This window comes from Chryseolinea lacunae, from assembly GCF_016735595.1.
In the GTDB taxonomy this organism is placed as follows: Bacteria; Bacteroidota; Bacteroidia; order Cytophagales; family Cyclobacteriaceae; genus Chryseolinea; species Chryseolinea lacunae.
This window is the reverse complement of sequence record NZ_JAERRB010000001.1, coordinates 775,360-794,849: the sequence shown is the minus strand read 5'-3', so window position 1 is coordinate 794,849 and position 19,490 is coordinate 775,360. Positions and strand designations below refer to the sequence as shown.

General features: G+C 52.6%; 16 protein-coding genes. 9 read left to right on the top strand and 7 right to left on the bottom strand.

Features of this window, described 5'->3' with window-relative positions:
- Nucleotides 1-18 precede the first annotated feature (18 nt).
- Nucleotides 19-1,485 carry a RagB/SusD family nutrient uptake outer membrane protein gene (locus JI741_RS03030; RefSeq protein ID WP_202007248.1) on the top strand — a complete coding sequence of 489 codons (1,467 nt, stop codon included), beginning with the start codon at nucleotides 19-21 and terminating at the stop codon, nucleotides 1,483-1,485.
- 586 nt (nucleotides 1,486-2,071) lie between these two features.
- Here the strand turns inward: JI741_RS03030 and JI741_RS03025 are convergent.
- Both JI741_RS03025 and ettA read right to left on the bottom strand, forming a co-directional pair.
- Nucleotides 2,072-2,440 (bottom strand): DMT family protein, encoded by a 369-nt coding sequence (locus JI741_RS03025; protein ID WP_202007247.1) that lies wholly within the window; start codon nucleotides 2,438-2,440, stop codon nucleotides 2,072-2,074.
- Between the two features lie 50 nt (nucleotides 2,441-2,490).
- Nucleotides 2,491-4,173: an energy-dependent translational throttle protein EttA gene (gene ettA / locus JI741_RS03020; protein WP_202007246.1), complete on the bottom strand. Its 1,683-nt coding sequence runs from the start codon at nucleotides 4,171-4,173 to the stop codon at nucleotides 2,491-2,493.
- 278 nt (nucleotides 4,174-4,451) lie between these two features.
- Between ettA and JI741_RS03015 the strand changes: the two genes are divergently transcribed.
- Nucleotides 4,452-4,673, top strand: coding sequence for a DUF2795 domain-containing protein (locus JI741_RS03015; RefSeq protein ID WP_039751840.1), 222 nt, complete (start codon nucleotides 4,452-4,454; stop codon nucleotides 4,671-4,673).
- Nucleotides 4,674-4,718: 45 nt separating this feature from the next.
- On the opposite strand, the gene JI741_RS03010 is transcribed toward JI741_RS03015, so the two are convergent.
- From JI741_RS03010 to queA, 4 genes are read right to left on the bottom strand one after another with little or no spacing between them, the layout of a single operon-like run.
- The gene (locus JI741_RS03010; protein WP_202007245.1) at nucleotides 4,719-5,414 is read right to left on the bottom strand and encodes a 2-C-methyl-D-erythritol 4-phosphate cytidylyltransferase; all 696 of its coding nucleotides are present in this window, start codon (nucleotides 5,412-5,414) and stop codon (nucleotides 4,719-4,721) included.
- Nucleotides 5,411-5,752, bottom strand: a complete 342-nt coding sequence (locus JI741_RS03005; RefSeq protein WP_202007244.1) for a HepT-like ribonuclease domain-containing protein — start codon at nucleotides 5,750-5,752, stop codon at nucleotides 5,411-5,413. Before JI741_RS03005 ends, JI741_RS03010 begins: the two co-directional genes overlap by 4 nt.
- Nucleotides 5,745-6,086 carry a nucleotidyltransferase family protein gene (locus JI741_RS03000; RefSeq protein WP_236675850.1) on the bottom strand — a complete coding sequence of 114 codons (342 nt, stop codon included), beginning with the start codon at nucleotides 6,084-6,086 and terminating at the stop codon, nucleotides 5,745-5,747. Before JI741_RS03000 ends, JI741_RS03005 begins: the two co-directional genes overlap by 8 nt.
- A gap of 59 nt (nucleotides 6,087-6,145) precedes the next feature.
- Nucleotides 6,146-7,192, bottom strand: a complete 1,047-nt coding sequence (gene queA, locus JI741_RS02995; RefSeq protein WP_202007243.1) for a tRNA preQ1(34) S-adenosylmethionine ribosyltransferase-isomerase QueA — start codon at nucleotides 7,190-7,192, stop codon at nucleotides 6,146-6,148.
- A gap of 202 nt (nucleotides 7,193-7,394) precedes the next feature.
- Between queA and JI741_RS02990 the strand changes: the two genes are divergently transcribed.
- The 3 genes from JI741_RS02990 to JI741_RS02980 all read left to right on the top strand — a co-directional run bounded on the left by JI741_RS02990 (nucleotide 7,395) and on the right by JI741_RS02980 (nucleotide 12,695).
- Entirely contained in the window at nucleotides 7,395-8,660 is a 1,266-nt protein-coding gene (locus JI741_RS02990) for an ABC transporter permease (RefSeq protein ID WP_202007241.1), read from the top strand.
- A 29-nt stretch (nucleotides 8,661-8,689) separates the two neighbouring features.
- Complete coding sequence (locus JI741_RS02985; RefSeq protein ID WP_202007239.1) at nucleotides 8,690-9,283, top strand: hypothetical protein; 594 nt, start codon at nucleotides 8,690-8,692, stop codon at nucleotides 9,281-9,283.
- Nucleotides 9,284-9,413: 130 nt separating this feature from the next.
- Complete coding sequence (locus tag JI741_RS02980; protein ID WP_202007237.1) at nucleotides 9,414-12,695, top strand: amidohydrolase family protein; 3,282 nt, start codon at nucleotides 9,414-9,416, stop codon at nucleotides 12,693-12,695.
- A 79-nt stretch (nucleotides 12,696-12,774) separates the two neighbouring features.
- Here the strand turns inward: JI741_RS02980 and recA are convergent, their stop codons facing one another.
- A complete protein-coding gene (recA, locus tag JI741_RS02975) occupies nucleotides 12,775-13,839 on the bottom strand; it encodes a recombinase RecA (RefSeq protein WP_202007235.1) in 1,065 nt (354 codons plus the stop codon).
- Between the two features lie 381 nt (nucleotides 13,840-14,220).
- Here recA and JI741_RS02970 point away from each other — a divergent pair, with 381 nt between their 5' ends.
- The 4 genes from JI741_RS02970 (at nucleotide 14,221) to JI741_RS02955 (ending at nucleotide 19,488) form a co-directional block, all read left to right on the top strand.
- On the top strand, nucleotides 14,221-15,270 hold the full coding sequence (locus JI741_RS02970) for an aminopeptidase (RefSeq protein ID WP_202007233.1): 1,050 nt from the start codon (nucleotides 14,221-14,223) through the stop codon (nucleotides 15,268-15,270).
- A gap of 165 nt (nucleotides 15,271-15,435) precedes the next feature.
- Nucleotides 15,436-16,125 carry a response regulator gene (locus tag JI741_RS02965; protein WP_202007231.1) on the top strand — a complete coding sequence of 230 codons (690 nt, stop codon included), beginning with the start codon at nucleotides 15,436-15,438 and terminating at the stop codon, nucleotides 16,123-16,125.
- A gap of 81 nt (nucleotides 16,126-16,206) precedes the next feature.
- Nucleotides 16,207-17,268 (top strand): sensor histidine kinase, encoded by a 1,062-nt coding sequence (locus JI741_RS02960; protein ID WP_202007229.1) that lies wholly within the window; start codon nucleotides 16,207-16,209, stop codon nucleotides 17,266-17,268.
- Nucleotides 17,269-17,283: 15 nt separating this feature from the next.
- A complete protein-coding gene (locus tag JI741_RS02955; RefSeq protein ID WP_202007227.1) occupies nucleotides 17,284-19,488 on the top strand; it encodes a S9 family peptidase in 2,205 nt (734 codons plus the stop codon).
- The last annotated feature ends 2 nt before the right edge of the window (nucleotides 19,489-19,490 follow it).

Here is a 19,490-nt window from a genome sequence, read left to right as displayed (position 1 = left end):
CATCCTATCGAACCGACTATGAAAAAAATAATCATACTGCTTCTGTTTGCCGCCTTCGCGGGCTGTAAAGATTTCCTGGAAGAAAATCCGAAGGGCGCTATTGTGGGCACCAACGCCATCAGCGATGTGGCAGGGTTGGAGGCCGCCCTCACCGGAACGTATAAGGGCATCTTGAGAACATGGGCCCGTGGCTTTCTGAATTCATCGACACAAAGCTTCACCATGGGTGGCGACGACCTCACCACCATCCGCGCCGGCAACGAGCCGAAGATGTGGTCGCGACAGATCGATCAGTTTGAAGTGACCTCCGGCAACTCGCACATTGCATTCATCTGGAACGGTTGCTACAAAACCATTCAGGGTGCCAACAACATCATCAACAACTATCAAAATGTGAGCGGCGATCAGTCGGTGGTCAAACAGATTGTGGGCGAAGCTTATTTTCTTCGCGGCCTGTGCTACTACTGGCTGGTGCGTGGTTTTGGCTCTGTGCCCCTCATCACCTCGGCCGATTTCACCCAAGCCATGCTCACCATAAAGAAAACCGGTGCGAAAGAAATCTATGAACTGATTGAAGCCGACCTGAAGCAAGCCGAAGAACTGGTGGGCAACGTGAAGCGCGACCCGGGACGTCCCAACAAAGGTTCGGTGAAAGCCTTGCTGGCCGATGTATATCTCACCGAAGGCGGATGGCCCCTGAAAGATGCCAGCAAGTATGCACTTGCCGCAGCCAAAGCCAAAGAAGTGATCGACAACAAAGCCACCTATGGCTTCGACCTTGTGCCGCTGGAAACGCTGTGGAGCGGAACCACCACCGCCATCGGCACCAAAGAAGAAGTGATGGCCTTCCACTCGTCGAAGAACTTTGGCGGCTCGACCAACGCCTACTATGGACATCCCGGCACACCGAAGGAAGAAAACGGCTGGGAAGATTTTTGCGCCGAGATTCATTTCTTCAACAAGTTTCCCGAAGGCAAACGCAAAGACATCACCTTCCACACCGAGTTTGTGAAGAGCGACGGGACCATCGTTCCCTGGCAAAACAGCGCCGAGCAGAAACCTTACTTTGGCAAGTTCAGGTTGGCCGTGAACAACACCTGGCAATCGTCGTTGCCCGTGCACATGATTCGCTATGCACACGTGCTGCTGGTCTATGCCGAAGCACAAGCCCGCACAGCCGCACCCAGCGAAGATGCCTACGATGCCCTGAACGCCATTCGTGAACGCGCGGAACTTGACCCGCTCGACGGCCTCTCGCAAGCCGACTTCATCAACGCCGTGGTAGACGAACGCGCCTGGGAATTTGCAGGAGAGTTCACCCGCTGGTTCGACCTTCAACGCCTCGAACTGGTGGAACAAGCCAACGCCAACAAAGACATGAACGACCTGAAACCCCTCAACACCATCACCAAATCAGACTACACGTTCCCCATTCCACTGAACGACATCACCATCAACCCAAATCTGAATTTGGACGGAGACTAGCCCGGGCTCAAATCGTTTAATCGGGATTTTTGAAAATGGGCAAAGGCCTCGACATGTCGGGGCCTTTTTTTATTTAGCAGGACACACCGCCACAACACGAGCCTTCATACAATCAAATCAAAAGAACTGCGTGAAAGTATTGGCGAGTATGAAACATGAACAAGCATGAGAGCCCGAAACAAGAATGAACAAAACACAAACCATGGAAGCGGGCAAACTCCGGAGGAGTTCCCTGTCAATAGCCCCGGGTAGCACGCCAGTGCAACCCGGGGTAACGACGAACGAAACAAGAGTGCTACAGCACACATTCAATCGATCTTCGCGCTACACGTGGCACGCATATTCGCGTCACCTCGATCATCGCGCCCGACAGCATGAACAGTTTTTTTTACGATTCACCATCGTAAAAACGAAACGAATATCGTGTCCGTCATACAATCCGAATCGATCATTATTCATTTTTCGGAATGACGATGGGGGCAAAATCAGGTGACTCCTACGGAGTCTGATCTTTGGTTGTCAGAAATTTCTATAGACAGGGCGCTCCTGCCGGAGCGTAAATTCACAAAAAACGAAAAACGAAATCTTATTTCTTGAAAATGAAATACACCGCCAAAATCAAAAACACAAAACCGATCAAATGATTCAACCGAAACGTTTCTGTTTTGAAGAGCAATAGCGAAAAGGCCACAAACACCACCAGCGTAATCACCTCCTGAATAATTTTCAACTGCAACAGTGTGAACGGCCCGCCATATTCCTTAAACCCCAACCGGTTGGCCGGCACCTGCAACATGTACTCAAACAACGCAATGCCCCAACTGATTAGAATAACGGTGGCGATGGACAGGTGCGCACTCCACTTCATGTCCTTGAACTTCAAATGCCCATACCACGCCAACGTCATAAATGTGTTGGACAACACGAGCAACAAAATTGTATAAACACTTCGCATGCTGATAAAAAAATGAAGCGTCCCGACTCGTCGGGACGCTTTTGTGATTTCTATTTAACCAATTTCTTATACTTGATCCGGTGCGGCTGTTCATCGCCCAAACGTTTCCGTCTGTTTTCTTCATATTCGCTGAAGCCACCTTCAAACCACACCACCTGCGAGTCGCCTTCGAACGCCAGTATGTGTGTGCAAACGCGATCGAGGAACCAGCGGTCGTGAGAGATGATCACGGCACAGCCCCCGAAATTCTCTAACGCTTCTTCCAGCGCACGCAGCGTGTTCACGTCCAAATCGTTGGTAGGCTCATCGAGCAGGAGCAGGTTGCCGCCTTGCTTGAGGGCGATGGCCAAATGCACGCGGTTGCGCATACCGCCCGACAGCTCTTTTATTTTTTTCTGTTGATCGGTGCCGTTGAAGTTGAACTTGCCCACATAGGCGCGCGAGTTGTGTTGCTTGCCGCCCAGCTCCATCAGTTCGTTGCCGCCTGTGATGGCCTGCCACACGGTTTCGTCTGGCGCCAGGTCGTCGTGTTCCTGATCCACATAGGCGATCTTCACCGTGTCGCCCACCACAAATGTGCCGGCGTCGGGTTGTTCTTTGCCGATGATCATTTTGAATAATGTAGTCTTACCCGCACCGTTGGGACCGATAATGCCCACAATGCCGGCGGGCGGGAGCGAGAAGGTGAGGTTTTCATAAAGCAGCTTGTCGCCGTATGCCTTGGCCACACCGTTGGCCTCGATCACCTTGTTGCCCAGGCGTGGCCCGGGGGGGATGAAGAGCTCCAGCTTTTCTTCTTTCTCGCGGTTCTCCTGGCTCAGCAGTTTTTCGTAGGCGCTGAGGCGGGCCTTTCCTTTGGCCTGACGTCCCTTCGGATTCATGCGCACCCATTCCAATTCGCGTTCCAGAGCCTTCTGGCGTTTTGATTCGGTTTTCTCTTCCTGTGCCAGGCGCTTCTGCTTTTGTTCGAGCCACGACGAGTAGTTTCCTTTCCAGGGAATGCCTTCGCCACGGTCGAGTTCCAGAATCCAGCCGGCCACGTTGTCGAGGAAATAACGGTCGTGGGTCACGGCAATGACGGTGCCTTTGTATTGTTTCAAGTGTTGCTCCAGCCAATACACCGACTCGGCGTCAAGGTGGTTGGTGGGTTCATCGAGGAGCAGCACATCGGGTTCTTGCAACAGCAGGCGGCACAATGCCACGCGGCGTTTTTCACCACCCGACAGGAATTCGATTTTGGCTTCCGGTGGAGGACAACGCAGGGCGTCCATGGCACGCTCCAGTTTGTTGTCGAGTTCCCAGGCGTTGGTGGCATCCAGTTTCTCCTGGATTTCGCCTTGCTTGGTGATGAGCTTGTCCATCGCGTCGGGGTCGTCCATCACGGCGGGGTCGCCAAACTTTTCGTTGATGGCTTCAAACTCTTTGAGTAGGGCCACCACGTCGGCCACGCCTTCTTCAACGATTTCTTTTACGGTCTTTGTTTTGTCGAGCTGCGGCTCCTGCTCCAGCAGGCCCACCGAGAAGCTGAGGTCGGAAACCACCTCGCCCTGAAATTCCTTGTCGATGCCCGCGATGATGCGCAGCAGCGACGACTTGCCCGAGCCGTTGAGACCGAGCACGCCAATTTTGGCGCCGTAGAAAAAGGAGAGGTAAATGTTTTTGAGAACTTGTTTGCTGGGGGGATAGATCTTGTTGACCCCCGCCATCGAGAAGATAATTTTTTCGTCAGCCATCTTTTAACGTAATTGTTGGATGTTGTTTGCTTCGTGATTGCCGGAGCCAATGCGGCGCGTGTCCGCGTGAAACTCCGGTGCATAAACCTTTGGTGGGCGCAAATATGGCGAAAAATAAAGCGTTAGTGTAGCAGACATGCCAGGAAATGCGGTTACATTCCCGCCAAGAAATCGATTTAGAAACGATCTTTTGCGGCCTAGCAAACGATAAGGGAAATAAAGTTTGTTTTCTTCAATTAAATTCTATTTTTGCGAAAAATTAAAGGAGGACTAAAACTATGTATTGGACGCTTGAACTTGCCTCTTACTTAGAAGATGCGCCTTGGCCCGCCACAAAAGATGAACTGATAGATTACTCCATCCGATCGGGTGCCCCGTTGGAAGTAGTGGAAAATCTGCAGGAGCTGGAGGATGACGGCCAACCCTATGAAAGCATCGAAGAGATTTGGCCCGACTACCCCACCAAGGAAGACTTTTTCTTTAATGAAGACGAGTATTGATCGCGCTTCGTTGATGATGTGATAACAAACAAAAGCTGGCCAGGGTCAGCTTTTGTCTTTTTTATAACCATCCTTCCGCGATTTCAGCAACGCCGCCGCCACCACGAGGTCTTCGGGGGTGGTGATCTTGATGTTCTCGTAGCTGCCTTCAAACAACGATATGCTATGCCCCGCGCGCTCGGCCACGCTGGCGTCGTCGGTCAGGGTGTCGTCTTCTTTCTGCGCATATGCCCGCCGGATCATGCCCACCTGAAACGTCTGCGGGGTTTGGATGAGGCGGAACCGCGAACGGTCCATGGCCTTGGTGGTGTCCTGGTCGGTGATGCGGATCGATTCCTTTAACCGGACCGCCGCCACGGCCGACTGATGCACGGCGGCCAGCCTGAACGATGCGCCGATAATGTCTTCGTGCACCAAGGGCCGCACGCCGTCGTGAATGGCCACCAGCCCATCGCCCTCAATTTTTTCGAGCCCGTTTTTCACGGATTGAAAACGGGTGTCGCCACCCTGCTGCAAAACTACCGGCTTGTAGAAACCGTATTGTGCACACAAACTTTCCCACGTGGCAAAGTCGTCGGCGGGAAGCACAAGGATGATCTGGATGGATTCGCTGTAGCGATAGAAAGCAAGAATGGTATGCATCAACACGGGCAAGCCTTCCAGTTCCAGAAACTGCTTGGGTGTTTTGCTTTTGATGCGCGTGCCTTTGCCACCGGCAACGATGAGGGCGTATTCTTTCAAACCGATTGTATTTTTTCGAGAACGGATTTTAAATCAGACAAATGCACAGTGATGATTCGCCAGACAATGAGATAGTCAACTTTTGTGTATTCATGCGCCACGATATGGCGGGATCTCACAATTTTGCTCCATTCAATTTCGGGGTAGCTGTTTTTTAAAGAAACCGGGAGGCGGTTCACCGCTTCACCAATCACCTCAAGGCAGCGCAATACCGCATATTTTGTTTTCTTGTCTGCGTCAAAATTCTGGTAGTTCATTCCATGCGTGAAAACAGAGATGTCCTGAATGGATTCTAGGATGTCATTGATCAGAAGAGATGGTGGTCGTCGTTCAGACATAGATGGCGTCGCCTTCAATGTAGGGACGATAGTGAGGCTTTAGCGCTCTTTTGCTGACGAGATCAACTTTGTGGTGCAATGCTTTTTCGAGATCATCGAGAAGATCAACGACTTCAAGGCCGATGTCGCCATTAAACTCAACCAAAACATCAATATCGCTCTCTTCAGTTTGCTCGCCTCGCGCGTACGAACCGAACAACGCCAAGCTTGCTACCGGAAATTTTTTTTTGATTTCGGGTAGGTGTTCTCGGAGCGTTCGCAGGATCTCGTCCTTGTTCATACGATAAAAATAAGAAAAGCTTCTGAGATTTTCCGGGCAGGTGAAAAATGCCAACAAAAAAAGGGTTGTGCTACCACAACCCTTTCTCTATTTTCAATTGAAATGAAATCGTACTAGATGATCAACATTGCGTCGCCGTAGGTCAGGAACTTATACTTTTCCTTGCGGGCAACTTTGTAGGCCTCCATCGCCAGATCATATCCCGCGAAAGCGGAAGCCATCATGAGCAAGGTCGACTCGGGCATGTGGAAGTTGGTGATCATGGCGTTGCAGATCTTGAAGTCGTAGGGCGGGAAGATAAACTTGTCTGTCCAGCCTTCGCGTGCCTTCAGGCGGTTGGTAGCCGACACGGCCGATTCCAATGCGCGCATCGTGGTGGTGCCGATAGCACATACACGATTTTTGTTGTCGAGCGCTTTGTTCACGATATCAACAGCCTCCTGGCCTACGATGAAATTCTCGGAATCCATTTTGTGTTTCGTGAGATCTTCCACGTCCACGGGGCGGAAAGTGCCCAGGCCGATGTGCAAGGTCACAAACGTCATGTCCACACCTTTGATCTGCAAACGCTTCAGCAACTGGCGTGTAAAGTGCATGCCCGCAGTAGGAGCGGAGACAGCGCCTTTGTGTTTGGCAAAGATGGTTTGAAAACGCTCTTTGTCTTCGGGCTTGATCTTGCGCTTGATGTATTTGGGAAGCGGTGTTTCGCCAAGGGTTTCCACCACTTTGTCGAACGCGGCAGAGTCGCCATCAAACAGGAAGCGGATGGTTCGGCCACGCGAGGTGGTGTTGTCGATCACTTCGGCCACGAGGTCGCCGTTGCCGAAATAGAGCTTGTTGCCCACGCGGATCTTGCGGGCAGGGTCTACCAGCACATCCCACAAATGCATTTCGGCATTGAGTTCGCGAAGCAGGAACACTTCAATCTTGGCGCCGGTCTTCTCTTTGCGGCCATAGAGGCGTGCGGGAAACACCATGGTGTCGTTGCCGACCATCACGTCGCCTTCCACAAAGTAGTCCACCACATCTTTAAAGATCTTATGTTCTATCTTGCCGGTATCTTTATGCACCACCATAAGGCGTGACTCATCCCTGTTTTCGGCAGGGTCGAGTGCAATAAGATTATTAGGGAGTTCAAATTTGAATTCTGATAACTTCATATTCGTGTGTGCAGAAGGTGCCCAATAAAGGGTAAAATTTTTTAAGAGGTGCAAAAATAAGGCAAGAATTGGCTTTTACGACAAAAGGGTAGTCTTTTTTCAGCGTTGTAACAAAAAAGCCTTATTTAAGTCTAGGATTAAGTAATTCGCCAACAGAACCGGCGACAAACCCAAAGTCAAATAACCGCGTTATTAACCCCTGATGAAGACCTTAGGCCAGATTTACGAGAGTTTCCGCTTCGCCTGGAGGGCGCTCAAGTCCAACGTGCTAAGGACCATCCTATCCCTGCTTGGCGTCACCGTGGGCATCTTTGCCATCATTTCTGTGCTCACCATTGTGGACTCGCTCGAGAAAAACATCAAAGACAGTCTCGATTTCCTGGGCACCGGTGTGATCTACATCGAAAAGTGGCCCTTCACTGCCGACAACGACGGCGTGTATCGCTGGTGGGACTTCTGGAAGCGCCCCAACGCATCCTACAACGAGTTTAAGTTTCTACAAGCCAACCTCAAGAACGAGAACGGCATGGTGATCTTCTCGGGCAAAGGCAACTCGGTCATCAAATACGGCAACAACAGCATCGGCCAGATCCGCCTCATCGGCGGCAGCCAGGGCTATGATGTGGTATTTGAAGTGAACATCGAAAAAGGTCGCTACTTCACGCCGGAAGAAATCGAGTCGGGTCGTAACGTCGCCATCATCGGCTATGAAGTGGCCCAGGCCCTGTTCCCCAACGAAGGCGATCCGGTGGGCAAGACCATCAAGATAAAGAACCTCAAATACATTGTGGCCGGTGTTATCCGCAAGGAAGGCCAAAGCTTCCTGGGCACGCCCAGCAACGACTATTGCACCATCATACCCTATCAGGCATTTCGCCGACTCTATCAAACCGGCACCGGCAACCCGCAGGAGCTCACCTCGCGCATTGGCGTGAAAGGCAAGGAATCTGACGTGGGGCTTGTGGAGTTGGAGAACGAAGTGCGGGGCATTTTGCGCACCCGTCGCGGACTGAAGCCTGAAGAAAAAGACAACTTTGTGCTCAACCGCCCCGAGGCCATTGCCAACGTGATCGGAAATCTGTTCGACGTGGTGGGTGTGGCCGGCTGGATCATTGGTGGTTTCTCCATTCTGGTGGGCGGCTTTGGCATTGCCAACATCATGTTTGTGTCGGTGAAAGAACGCACCAGCATTATTGGTCTACAAAAGTCGCTTGGCGCGAAAAACTATTTCATACTCTTCCAGTTCCTGTTCGAAGCCGTGTTCCTCAGCCTCATTGGCGGCATGGCCGGGTTGCTGCTGGTATTTTTACTCACCTATGTGCCCATGGGCAGCCTGGTGGTGACGCTCACAGTCAAGAACATTGTGTTGGGATTGGGTGTGTCGTCGGCCATCGGACTCATCTCGGGCATCATTCCCGCAGCCCTGGCGGCGCGATTGGATCCGGTGTTGGCGATTCGCTCGAACTAAGTCCGCAGCATCGTTTCTCCTGCATCACTATGAAACTGAAAGTTCTGTTGACGCTTTCCTGCGTAGGGTTTGTAACAGCAGTGGGTTTGTTTGCATGGTATTGGATAAGAACGCAGCCCATCCGCGTGGAGCATCAAAAGATCGATCGCGTTGTGTTCACAAGGCTCCCTCCACGAAACAGGCAACTACTGGACTTCATTGAAACAACCGGAAAATCATTAGCTCCTCGCTATGACGAAGCGGTCTGCACCGAGTTTGTTATCAAGGTAATCGATCCGTTCAAGCCACTATCAGCAACAGACAAACGGGCCATTCGCATCATTACGGGCGACAATCTTCCGGCCTTGGTGCATGACGATGCCCCCATCATTCGTGGCGTGCAAGAGGCTTTGGTTAATAGCGGCAAAGGCGTGGCGATAGATTCTGCCGCGCATGTACTTCCTGGCGACTTTGTTCAATTCTGGAATGTGTATAACGGCAAGGCCTATGGGCATTGTGGTGTGGTGATGGAGATAGAGCCGGAAAAAAGTTTGACGCTATACTCCTCGCATCCGATGACAGACGGCTATGGCAAACAAAAATTTCTGTGGCCCGGGAAAACCTATTTCGTACGATTGAAATAACAAAGGAGCCTCATTTCAAAAAGCCACACGCTTACCGTTCTCCATTTTCGCCAACGTCTTGTCCTTATCGGGCCTTCCGTTGTCATCTCCTTTTTCTATCTTCCGGCCGTCATTAACCTTAACCATTTCAATGAAATCCTTTCTAACCCTCACGCTCCTGGCGGCAAGTCTTTTGTTGCACGCCCAGGACAAAGACAAAAAGTGGGATGTGTCCAACCCACCCGCTGATGCTAAAATCAAGGACGTAAAAATTTCGACCGATGAAGGCACGTGGCTGAACGTGGACGTGAGTCCCGATGGAAAAGAAATTGTGTTCGACCTGTTGGGCGACCTCTATGTGCTGCCCATCACCGGCGGCACGGCCAAAGCCCTGCGCACGGGCGTGCCCATGGATGTGCAGCCCCGCTACAGCCCCGATGGAAAATCGATTGCCTTCATCAGCGACGCGGGCGGTGGCGACAACATCTGGGTGATGAAGCGCGACGGCAGCGACGCGAAGCAAATAACCACAGAAGATTTTCGCTTGCTGAACAACGCCACCTGGACACCCGACGGCAACTACCTGGTGGCCCGCAAACACTTCACATCACAACGCTCGCTGGGTGCCGGCGAAATGTGGATGTATCATGTGACCGGCGGCAGCGGCCTGCAGATCACCAAACGCAAGAACGACCAGCAGGATGTGAACGAACCCACCGTGAGCCCCGACGGACAATATCTGTACTACAGCGAAGACATGTATCCCGGAGGTTTCTTTCAATACAACAAAGATCCCAACAGCCAGATCTATGTGATCAAGCGATATGATTTCAACAAAGGCGAAACAGACATCGTAACGGGTGGTCCCGGCGGTGCTGCGCGACCACAGGTTTCGCGCAATGGCTCGAAGCTGGCCTTTGTGCGCCGCGTGCGCGAAAAGTCTGTGCTCTACATTCACGACCTGAAGACAGGAGAGGAGTGGCCGATCTACGACGACCTCAGCAAAGATCAGCAGGAAGCGTGGGCCATCTATGGCGTGTATCCCGGCTTCAGCTGGACCCCCGACGACGCTGCCATTGTGCTGTGGTCGAAAGGAAAAATCAAAAGCATCAACGTAACCTCACAAAAAGTATCCGACATTCCGTTTCACGTCGATGCCACCATCAAAGTGGCCGAGGCCCTTCACTTCAAGAACAGCGCCTTCAGCGAGACGTTCGACAGCAAAGCCATACGCAACGCCGTGACTTCGCCCGATGGAAAGACGCTGTTGTTTAATGCCGCCGGATACCTCTGGAAAAAAGACCTGCCCAACGGCACGCCCGCCCGCCTCACAGCATCAAAGGATCTGGAGTTTGAGCCGGCGTTTTCGGCCAACGGAAATGAAATGGCCTATGTGACCTGGAGCGACGAAACTTCCGGTGCCATCGTTACCCTGAACCTGAAAACCAAAGGCGCCAAGCCGGTAAAGATCACTACTGAAAAAGGCATCTATCGCACACCATCGTTCTCGCCCGACGGCAGCAAGATTGTTTTTGTGAAAGAGGAAGGCAACGATCATCAGGGCTACACCTACACAAAAAATCCCGGCATCTATTGGATAGCCACTGCCGGCGGAACGGCGAAGCTCATTCAGCGGGAGGGTGAATATCCACAGTTCAACGCCGCCGGCACACGCGTATTTTATCAATCCGGAGGCTACCTCTTTGGCAACCTCACCAAAACATTGAAGAGCGTTCGCCTCGACGGTGGCGACGATCGCGCACTGGCCACCTCGAAATATGCCAACCGCCTTGTGGTGAGTCCCGACGAAAAATGGATTGCCTTCACCCAACTGCACAAGGCATTTGTGTCGGCCATGCCGGCGCTGGGACAAACACTTGACCTCGACTCCAGATCTACCAGCGTGCCCGTGAGCCAGCTCTCGCGCGACGCCGGCATCAACCTGCACTGGTCGGGCGACAGCAAAAAGATTTACTGGACGTTGGGCGACCAATACTTCAGCAACGACCTCAACAAGCGTTTCAAATTCCTGGCCGGCGCACCCGACTCTATTCCGCCGTTGGATACGGCCGGTGTGAAGATCGGACTGAAAATAAAAAGCGACGCACCCGATGGCCGCATCGCCTTCACAGGTGCCAAGATCATCACCATGGAAGGTGGCAGCGTGATCGAGAACGGCACCATCGTGATCTTTAAGAACAAAATTGAAGCGATTGGAAAAACCGGCGAAGTCACCATTCCTGCGGGAACAAAAGTGATCGACGCCAAAGGCAAGACCATCATGCCCGGCATCATCGACGTGCACGCGCATTTGGGCAACTTCCGCTATGGACTGAGCCCGCAGCAACAGTGGGAATATTTTGCCAACCTGGCCTATGGTGTCACGTCGGCACACGATCCTTCGTCGAACTCTGAAATGATTTTCAGCCAGAGCGAAATGATCAAAGCCGGCAACATGGTGGGCCCCCGCGTGTTCTCTACAGGCGTTATCCTCTACGGTGCCGACGGCGATTTCAAAGCGATGGTGAACAACCTCGACGATGCCCGCAGCGCCATTCGCAGAACCAAAGCGTTCGGAGCGTTTTCGGTGAAGAGCTATAACCAGCCCCGCAGAGAACAACGCCAGCAAATCATTCAGGCCTCGCGCGAACTGGGCATCGAGGTGGTTCCCGAAGGCGGCTCCACATTCTATCACAACATCAGCATGATCATGGACGGCCACACGGGCATTGAACACAACATTCCCGTGGCGCCACTCTACAACGACGTGGTGACCCTCTGGAAAAACAGCAAGACAGGCTACACCCCCACGCTCATCGTGAACTATGCGGGCCTCACCGGCGAATACTTCTGGTATCAGAACACCAACGTGTGGGAAAACGAAAAGCTCCTCACGTTCACACCCCGTGCCATTGTGGATGCACGCTCGCGCCACCGCACCATGGTGCCGCCAAAAGAATACGAGAACGGCCACATGCTCACCTCACGCGCCTGCAAAACGCTTAGCGACGCCGGTGTGAGGATCAACCTTGGCGCACACGGCCAGCTGCAGGGTTTGGGTGCTCATTGGGAACTGTGGATGCTCGTGCAAGGCGGCATGACACCCATGGAAGCCCTGACGTCGGCCACGCTCAACGGTGCCGCCTACCTGGGCATGGACGACCAGATCGGCTCCCTGAAAGCCGGCAAGCTTGCCGACCTGCTGGTGCTCGACAAAGATCCGCTGGCCGACATCACCAACTCCAACAGCATTGTCTACACCATGGCGAACGGCCGTCTCTACGACGCCAGCACCCTGAACGAAACCGGCAACTACACCACGCCGCGCAAGAAATTCTTCTGGGAGCAGAACCGCTACAACCAAAGCTACCACTGGCACGAGGAGACTCAAAGTTTCCAGTCGCTGCACTGCAGCTGCCAGACGATGCACTAAAAAATGGACAGGCTATAAAAAAAGAAACCTCCGGGAGCTTCGCAGCGCCCGGAGGTTTTTGCTTTTAGAGGTGGAATGATTAATCCTTTTCCACTTTTTCTGCTTTCTCAGCTTTTTCTGCTTTCTCTTTTTCTGCCTTGGCAAGTTCGGGAGCAGCAATCTTGTCTTTGATTTTCTTTTCCAGTTCGTCCATCAGTTCAGGATTGTCTTCAATAAGCTGCTTCACGGCGTCGCGGCCCTGACCCAACTTGTTGCCACTATACGAGAACCATGAGCCTGATTTCTGGATCACGTTCAGTTCAACACCCAGGTCGACGATTTCGCCTGACTTGGAGATGCCTCTGCCATACATGATGTCGAACTCCACCACCTTGAAAGGAGGGGCCACTTTGTTTTTCACCACTTTCACCTTCACGCGGTTTCCGGTGATGTCGTCGGCGGCTTCCTTGATCTGGCCGATGCGGCGGATGTCGAGGCGAACCGAGGCGTAGAATTTCAGGGCGTTACCACCGGTGGTGGTTTCGGGATTGCCGAACATTACACCGATTTTTTCGCGCAGCTGGTTGATGAAGATACAGCAGCATCCGGTTTTGCTGATGGTGCCGGTGAGCTTGCGCAGGGCTTGCGACATGAGGCGGGCCTGAAGACCCATTTTGCTTTCGCCCATTTCGCCTTCCAATTCGCCTTTGGGCACGAGGGCGGCCACAGAGTCGATAACAATGATGTCGATGGCACCGGAGCGGATCAGGTGATCGGCAATTTCGAGGGCTTGCTCGCCGTTGTCGGGCTGAGAGATCAGCAGGTTTTCGGTGTCGATGCCCAGTCGTTCGGCATAGGCTCTGTCGAACGCGTGTTCCGCGTCGATGAAGGCTGCCAGGCCGCCGCGTTTTTGTGCTTCGGCAATGCAGTGCAGGGTGAGGGTTGTTTTACCCGACGATTCGGGACCGTATACTTCAATCACTCTTCCGCGGGGAATACCACCAATGCCTAGGGCGATGTCGAGCCCGAGCGATCCGGTGGAGATGGCAGCGACGTCTACCACTTTTTCGTCGCTTAGTTTCATGACCGTGCCTTTGCCATAGGTCTTGTCAAGTTTCTCAAGGGTTAATTGAAGGGCTTTCAATTTTTCTTTTGCATCACTCATACTCTATCGTTCGTGTTTATTAGTTACAAAATTGTTGTGGGGTGAGATAAACTTGGAGTTAAACTCGTATTGCTCCCGTGGGGTTACAGCCAACTGCCAACATTTAAAGACCGGTGAAATTACGATTTCACCCCTAATTTTAAAACGCGCTCTTCAACTATCCTTAACAGAAAATTAACCCCGTTGTTTGCTTTGCTTTAACGCCAAACACCTAAGCAAATTGACCTCAACGAGTTGACGTTTTTGAAGAGCACGATAATAATTCCATAAACCCTTTATATTGCAGGGTTGACTCAGACAACAAGCGCTACAGCACCACACCCTTCTGGACTATTTAGACGCGAAAGAGAACAACGATCAAGGCGTAAAAAAAATTAAAGCATGCGAAAGCGCGTGGGCAAAATCATAAAGTGGACGTTGTTGGGATTGCTGGCCGTGACCGGCATTTTGGTGGTGGTGTTCTGGGACCTGGTGAGCTATGGTGCACAGCAAGGCTATGGCCAGCTCAACATCGTGTGGAACGCCAAACCCGTGGAAGAATTTTTGGCCGACCCGCAGTTCCCCGATTCGCTCAAAGCCCGCCTCCACCTCATCGAAGACGTGCGCAAGTATGCCATCGACTCGCTGGGTCTGAAAGATACCAAAAACTACAGAACACTCTTCGACCAGAAAGGCGAGGAGGTGATGTGGGTGGTGCTGGCCTGCGAACCGTTTCAGCTAAAGCCCAAGGAGTGGACGTTTCCTGTGGTGGGCGCCGTGCCCTACAAAGGCTTCTTCGACAAAGCCAAAGCCCTGGCGTTGAAAAAAGAACTGGAAAAGGAAGGCTGGGACGTCATCATCCGGAATCCGGGTGGATGGTCTACGCTGGGGTGGTTCACCGATCCCATTCTCAGTAAAATGCTGAACCGCTCCGAAGGCGATCTGGCTAACCTCATCATCCACGAAATGTCGCACGCCACCATCTTTGTGAAAGACAGCGTGGACTTCAACGAAAACCTGGCCACCTTCATTGGCGACCGCGGCACCGAAAAGTTCCTCATCGACAAGTATGGCGTGAACGGAAAAGAATACCGCACCTACATGGACGAAGATGTGGACTACCTCAAGTTTGTGGACCACATGCTGCGTGGCGCCCACACGTTAGACAGTGTGTATGGCACGCTGAAACCCACAGACACGCTTCCCTACAAGAAGATGATGAAGGAAAACACGATCCGCAAAATCGTCCACACGATGGATACCTTGTCCCTGGCCCTAACGTCCAGGCCATCCCAGCGCTACAAGGACAAGCTTCCCAACAATGCCTATTTCATGAACTTCCGCCAATACCAATCCAAACAAGACCTGTTTGGCGACCAGTGGCGCGAGGAATTTCACGGCGACCTGAAGGCCTACATTCGATTTCTAAGCGCCAAATACCCGTTTTTGTAAGAACACGTTTTTCAAAGGGGCTCGCCAGAGGCGGGGAGGAACTTAAGGTTGTGCCCGCAGCGTTGATGTTACCGTAAAGTACGGGCCGTTAAGGAATTGTTAATAAAGGCCCCTGCGTTTTTAATGCCCCCTTTTATGGCTAATTTTGATCCAAAGAGTTTAACTATGGGAAACAAGCAAATGCACAAAGTGCTTGTCGTTGATGATGAAGAGCCTATTTTGGAGCTTCTGAAATACAACCTCGAAAAAAGCGGATACGAGGTGAAAACGGCACTTGATGGCACCCGCGCCGTTGACATTGCCCGCAAATTTGTTCCCGACCTCGTGCTGCTCGACATCATGATGCCCAAAATGGACGGCGTGGAAACCTGCCGCCTCTTGCGCGACATCCCCGAACTCCAGAAAACATTTGTCGTGTTCCTCACGGCTCGCTCCGAAGAATATTCAGAAGTGGCCGCCTTCGACGTGGGGGCCGACGACTACATCAACAAACCCATCAAGCCGCGCGCCCTCATGAGCCGCATCAGCGCGCTGTTCAGACGGGACTCCAAAAAAACATCGCCTACCAGCACCATCAACATCGGCGACCTCACCATCGACCGCACCAGCTATACCATCAACATCCTGGGCAAAGAAATCAACCTTCCCAAGAAGGAATTTGAACTGCTCTACTTCCTGGCCCAAAACCCCAACAAGGTGTTCAGCCGCGAAGATTTGCTTCAGAACATTTGGGGATCGGATGTTTATGTGCTGGCCCGCACCGTCGACGTGCACATCCGCAAGGTTCGCGAGAAAATTGGCGAAGACTATATCACCACCGTGAAAGGTGTTGGCTACAAATTCAGTCTTAACTAATATTCCCGTAACAATCACCCGCAGGAAAAGCAAAGGCTTTTTCGTGTAGAGCTTTTCAGAAACTATCGACTACCTTACAGCATGGTTTACAGTTCACGGGTATTGGCCCTTTTGCTGGCACTCTGCATCGCCCTCATCACGTCCTTGTTCCTGTCGCTTTTCAAAAGCGTAGACATCAGCGCACTCTTTGTTGCCTTTGGCATCAGCTTCTCCGTTTCCTACATTCTCATCTTTGTGGTGCTGGAGTTTCTTATTTTCCGGGAGCTCGATAAGGTGTATAAACTGATGGGCAAGCTGAAAAAGAAAGAGCTTTCGCGCATCGACAAACAAAAGTCAGCACCGCTCAATCCGCTGAGAACCATCAATGAAGAAATCTATTCCTTCGCCACGCTGAAGCAAAAAGAAATTGATGAGCTGAAAAAGCTGGAAGCCTTCCGCCGCGAATTTATTGCCGACGTGTCGCACGAGTTGAAGACCCCCATCTTTGCGGCCCAGGGCTTTGTGCACACGCTGCTCGACGGCGCCGTGAACGACAAAACCGTACGTACAAAATTCTTAAAGAAAGCTGCCAAAAGTCTGGATGGACTCGACATGCTGGTACAAGATCTGCTCACGCTCTCGCACATCGAAACGGGTCAGATCAAAATGCACTTCGAGAGCATCGACCTCTATAAACTCACCGAAGAAATTTTTGAACAGTTCGAAGAAAAAGCCGAACGCAAAGACATCAAGCTGCGCATCGATGGCGCCGTGCGCAAAGTGCTGGTTTATGCCGACTGGCAACGCATCAACCAGGTGATGACCAACCTCGTGTCGAACGCCATAAAACATTCGTTCGACGCCGGCGAAGTGGTGGTGAGTTTCGACAGCAGCAAAAAAAACGTAGTCACCAACGTGACCGACACCGGCGAAGGCATTCCGCCCGAACATCAAACCCGCATTTTCGAGCGCTTCTATCGCGTAGACAAGAGCCGCAGCCGCGAAAAAGGTGGCACCGGCCTGGGCCTCGCTATCGTGAAACACATCCTGGATGGTCACAACTCAAAACCGGAAGTGGAGAGCACACCCGGAAAGGGTTCGACTTTTAGTTTTAAATTGCCGCGAGTTAAGCCGGAAGGCGAGACCGACGCAACGAAAAACTAAACCTGTTTCATCCCTATGCGCTTTATCTGCAGTGTAGCATTTCTCCTGCTCACGGCCTTCGTGGCCGCAGCCCAGGAAAAACCACAGCCCATCGTGGCATCCGACCTCATGAAAATTGTGACGGTGAGCCAGCTTGCCGCCTCGCCCGATGGCCGGCAGGTGGTGGCCGCAGTGACCCGCAAGGCCTCCAAAACCAACAATGCCACCGGCGCCACCGAATATTATTACAACCAGCACCTCTATCTTCTTGACCCTTCCGGGAAAAAAGATCCCGTGCAACTCACCTTTGGCGATCGCCGCGACGGTCAGGCCACATGGTCGCCCGATGGCCAGTCGCTGGCCTTTGTGCGCGTAGATGGAGATGCAGCCCAGGTCTGGATACTGCCCCTCACGGGCGGCGAAGCCTATGCCATCACCAAAACAAAATATGGCGCCTCGCGTCCCCTGTGGTCGCCCGACGGCAAAACCATTTTGTTCGCGTCATCCATTCCCTTTCATGCCATAGAAGGGCAAGTGCCCTGGACCTACGACCGCCCCGGTCGCAAGCAAGGCGACGAACCCAACTGGAAACTGCTGAAGGACGACGAAAAGAAAAATACACGCTCATCGCCCGATGGATCACTGACGGAAGTGCGGGCGTGGCTGGCTAAAAATGCCACCGATAAAAATCCCCGCGTACTCACGCGCCTCGACCTGCAAGACGAACAAGACCTGGAAGCAGAAGAAAAATTTGTGCACCTCTTCACCGTGCCCGCCCAGGCCGGCTCCGAAACCAAACAACTCACCACAGGCTATCAAAACTTTAATGGCGCCGACTGGAGCGTCGATGGCAAATCGATCATTTGCAGCTCCGTGAAACTGACGTCGGCCCCCGACTACATCCGCACCAGCAGCCTCTGGAAACTGGATGCCGATGGAAAGAACCTGACCGAATTTTTGAAGGTGGAGGGCCAGCCCATCACCAATCCCCAATATTCACCCGACGGAAAATCCATCGCATTTATCCTGGGAACCAACGACGGTTTTTTTGGCCGGCAAAACGACATCGGCATCGTGGCTGCCACGGGAGGAACTCCGACCAACATCACCAAAAATTTTGATCGCGATGTGCAGGGTTTTGAATGGTCGGAAGACAACAAGGCTGTCTATTTCAATGCCGAATCCGAGGGAGATATTCCCCTCTACAGCCTTCCGGCAAAAGGCGACGCCACACCCGTTCAGCTGATAGTCGGCGACAAAGGTGTGACGGGCTTCACGGTGAAATCCGGCAAAATCATTTACGGCCTAACCGAAACCAGCAATCCCTGGGAAGTATATGCCTTCACGCTGAAAGACAAAACACAAGTGCCCATCACCAAATTCAACACCTGGGTGAGCCGCAAACAGTTGATTTTTCCCAAAGAATACTGGATCACCCGCCCCGATGGTATGAAGGTGCAATACTGGGTGCTTGAACCCGTGGGCCGCAAAGAGGGCGTGAAATATCCCACCATCCTCAACATCCACGGTGGCCCCACAGCCATGTGGGGACCTTCGGCATTCAGCATGTGGCACGAGTTTCAGCTGGAAGCCGCCTGGGGCTACGGCGTGGTGTTCTGCAACCCCCGCGGCAGCGGCGGCTATGGCGACGCCTTCAAACGCGGCAACTTCAAGAACTGGGGCAAAGACCCCGCAGCCGACATCCTGGCTTCCCTGGACGATGCCATGAAACAGCACAGCTGGATCGACAAAGACCAATTGGTGGTGGAGGGCGGAAGTTATGCCGGCTACATGGTGGCCTGGCTCATTGGTCACGACAACCGCTTTAAGGCTGCGAACGCCCAGCGCGGTGTTTACGATCTCACCACCTTCATGGGTGAGGGCAATGCCTGGCGCCTGGTGCCCGACTATTTTGGCGGCTATCCCTGGGAACCCGAAACCAAAAAACTGCTCGACGCCGAATCGCCGTTGACCTATGTCGACAAGATCAACACCCCATTCCTCATCATCCACGGCGACCAGGATTTGCGCACCGGCGTGGTGCAATCGGAAATGCTCTACAAGAGTTTGAAAATTCAGGGCAAGCCGGTGGAATACATCCGCTATCCCAAAGAAGGCCATGAGCTTACCCGCAGCGGAAACCCGGGCCGCATGATGGACCACCTCTTGCGGGTGATTGAATTTTTTGAACGCTATGTCCGTCATCCCGAACCCCCGGCAGCCTCCACCAGCACGAACTGAAC

What these genes read in the sequence shown, in the direction of transcription:
- JI741_RS03015 (WP_039751840.1), top strand. Translation starts at nt 4,452, where the DNA reads ATGTATTGGACGCTTGAACTTGCCTCTTACTTAGAAGATGCGCCTTGG.
- JI741_RS02980 (WP_202007237.1), top strand. Translation starts at nt 9,414, where the DNA reads ATGAAATCCTTTCTAACCCTCACGCTCCTGGCGGCAAGTCTTTTGTTG.
- JI741_RS02985 (WP_202007239.1), top strand. Translation starts at nt 8,690, where the DNA reads ATGAAACTGAAAGTTCTGTTGACGCTTTCCTGCGTAGGGTTTGTAACA.
- ettA (WP_202007246.1), bottom strand. Translation starts at nt 4,173, where the DNA reads ATGGCTGACGAAAAAATTATCTTCTCGATGGCGGGGGTCAACAAGATC.
- recA (WP_202007235.1), bottom strand. Translation starts at nt 13,839, where the DNA reads ATGAGTGATGCAAAAGAAAAATTGAAAGCCCTTCAATTAACCCTTGAG.
- JI741_RS02955 (WP_202007227.1), top strand. Translation starts at nt 17,284, where the DNA reads ATGCGCTTTATCTGCAGTGTAGCATTTCTCCTGCTCACGGCCTTCGTG.
- JI741_RS02965 (WP_202007231.1), top strand. Translation starts at nt 15,436, where the DNA reads ATGGGAAACAAGCAAATGCACAAAGTGCTTGTCGTTGATGATGAAGAG.
- JI741_RS03030 (WP_202007248.1), top strand. Translation starts at nt 19, where the DNA reads ATGAAAAAAATAATCATACTGCTTCTGTTTGCCGCCTTCGCGGGCTGT.
- JI741_RS02970 (WP_202007233.1), top strand. Translation starts at nt 14,221, where the DNA reads ATGCGAAAGCGCGTGGGCAAAATCATAAAGTGGACGTTGTTGGGATTG.
- JI741_RS02990 (WP_202007241.1), top strand. Translation starts at nt 7,395, where the DNA reads ATGAAGACCTTAGGCCAGATTTACGAGAGTTTCCGCTTCGCCTGGAGG.
- queA (WP_202007243.1), bottom strand. Translation starts at nt 7,192, where the DNA reads ATGAAGTTATCAGAATTCAAATTTGAACTCCCTAATAATCTTATTGCA.
- JI741_RS03025 (WP_202007247.1), bottom strand. Translation starts at nt 2,440, where the DNA reads ATGCGAAGTGTTTATACAATTTTGTTGCTCGTGTTGTCCAACACATTT.
- JI741_RS02960 (WP_202007229.1), top strand. Translation starts at nt 16,207, where the DNA reads ATGGTTTACAGTTCACGGGTATTGGCCCTTTTGCTGGCACTCTGCATC.
- JI741_RS03005 (WP_202007244.1), bottom strand. Translation starts at nt 5,752, where the DNA reads ATGTCTGAACGACGACCACCATCTCTTCTGATCAATGACATCCTAGAA.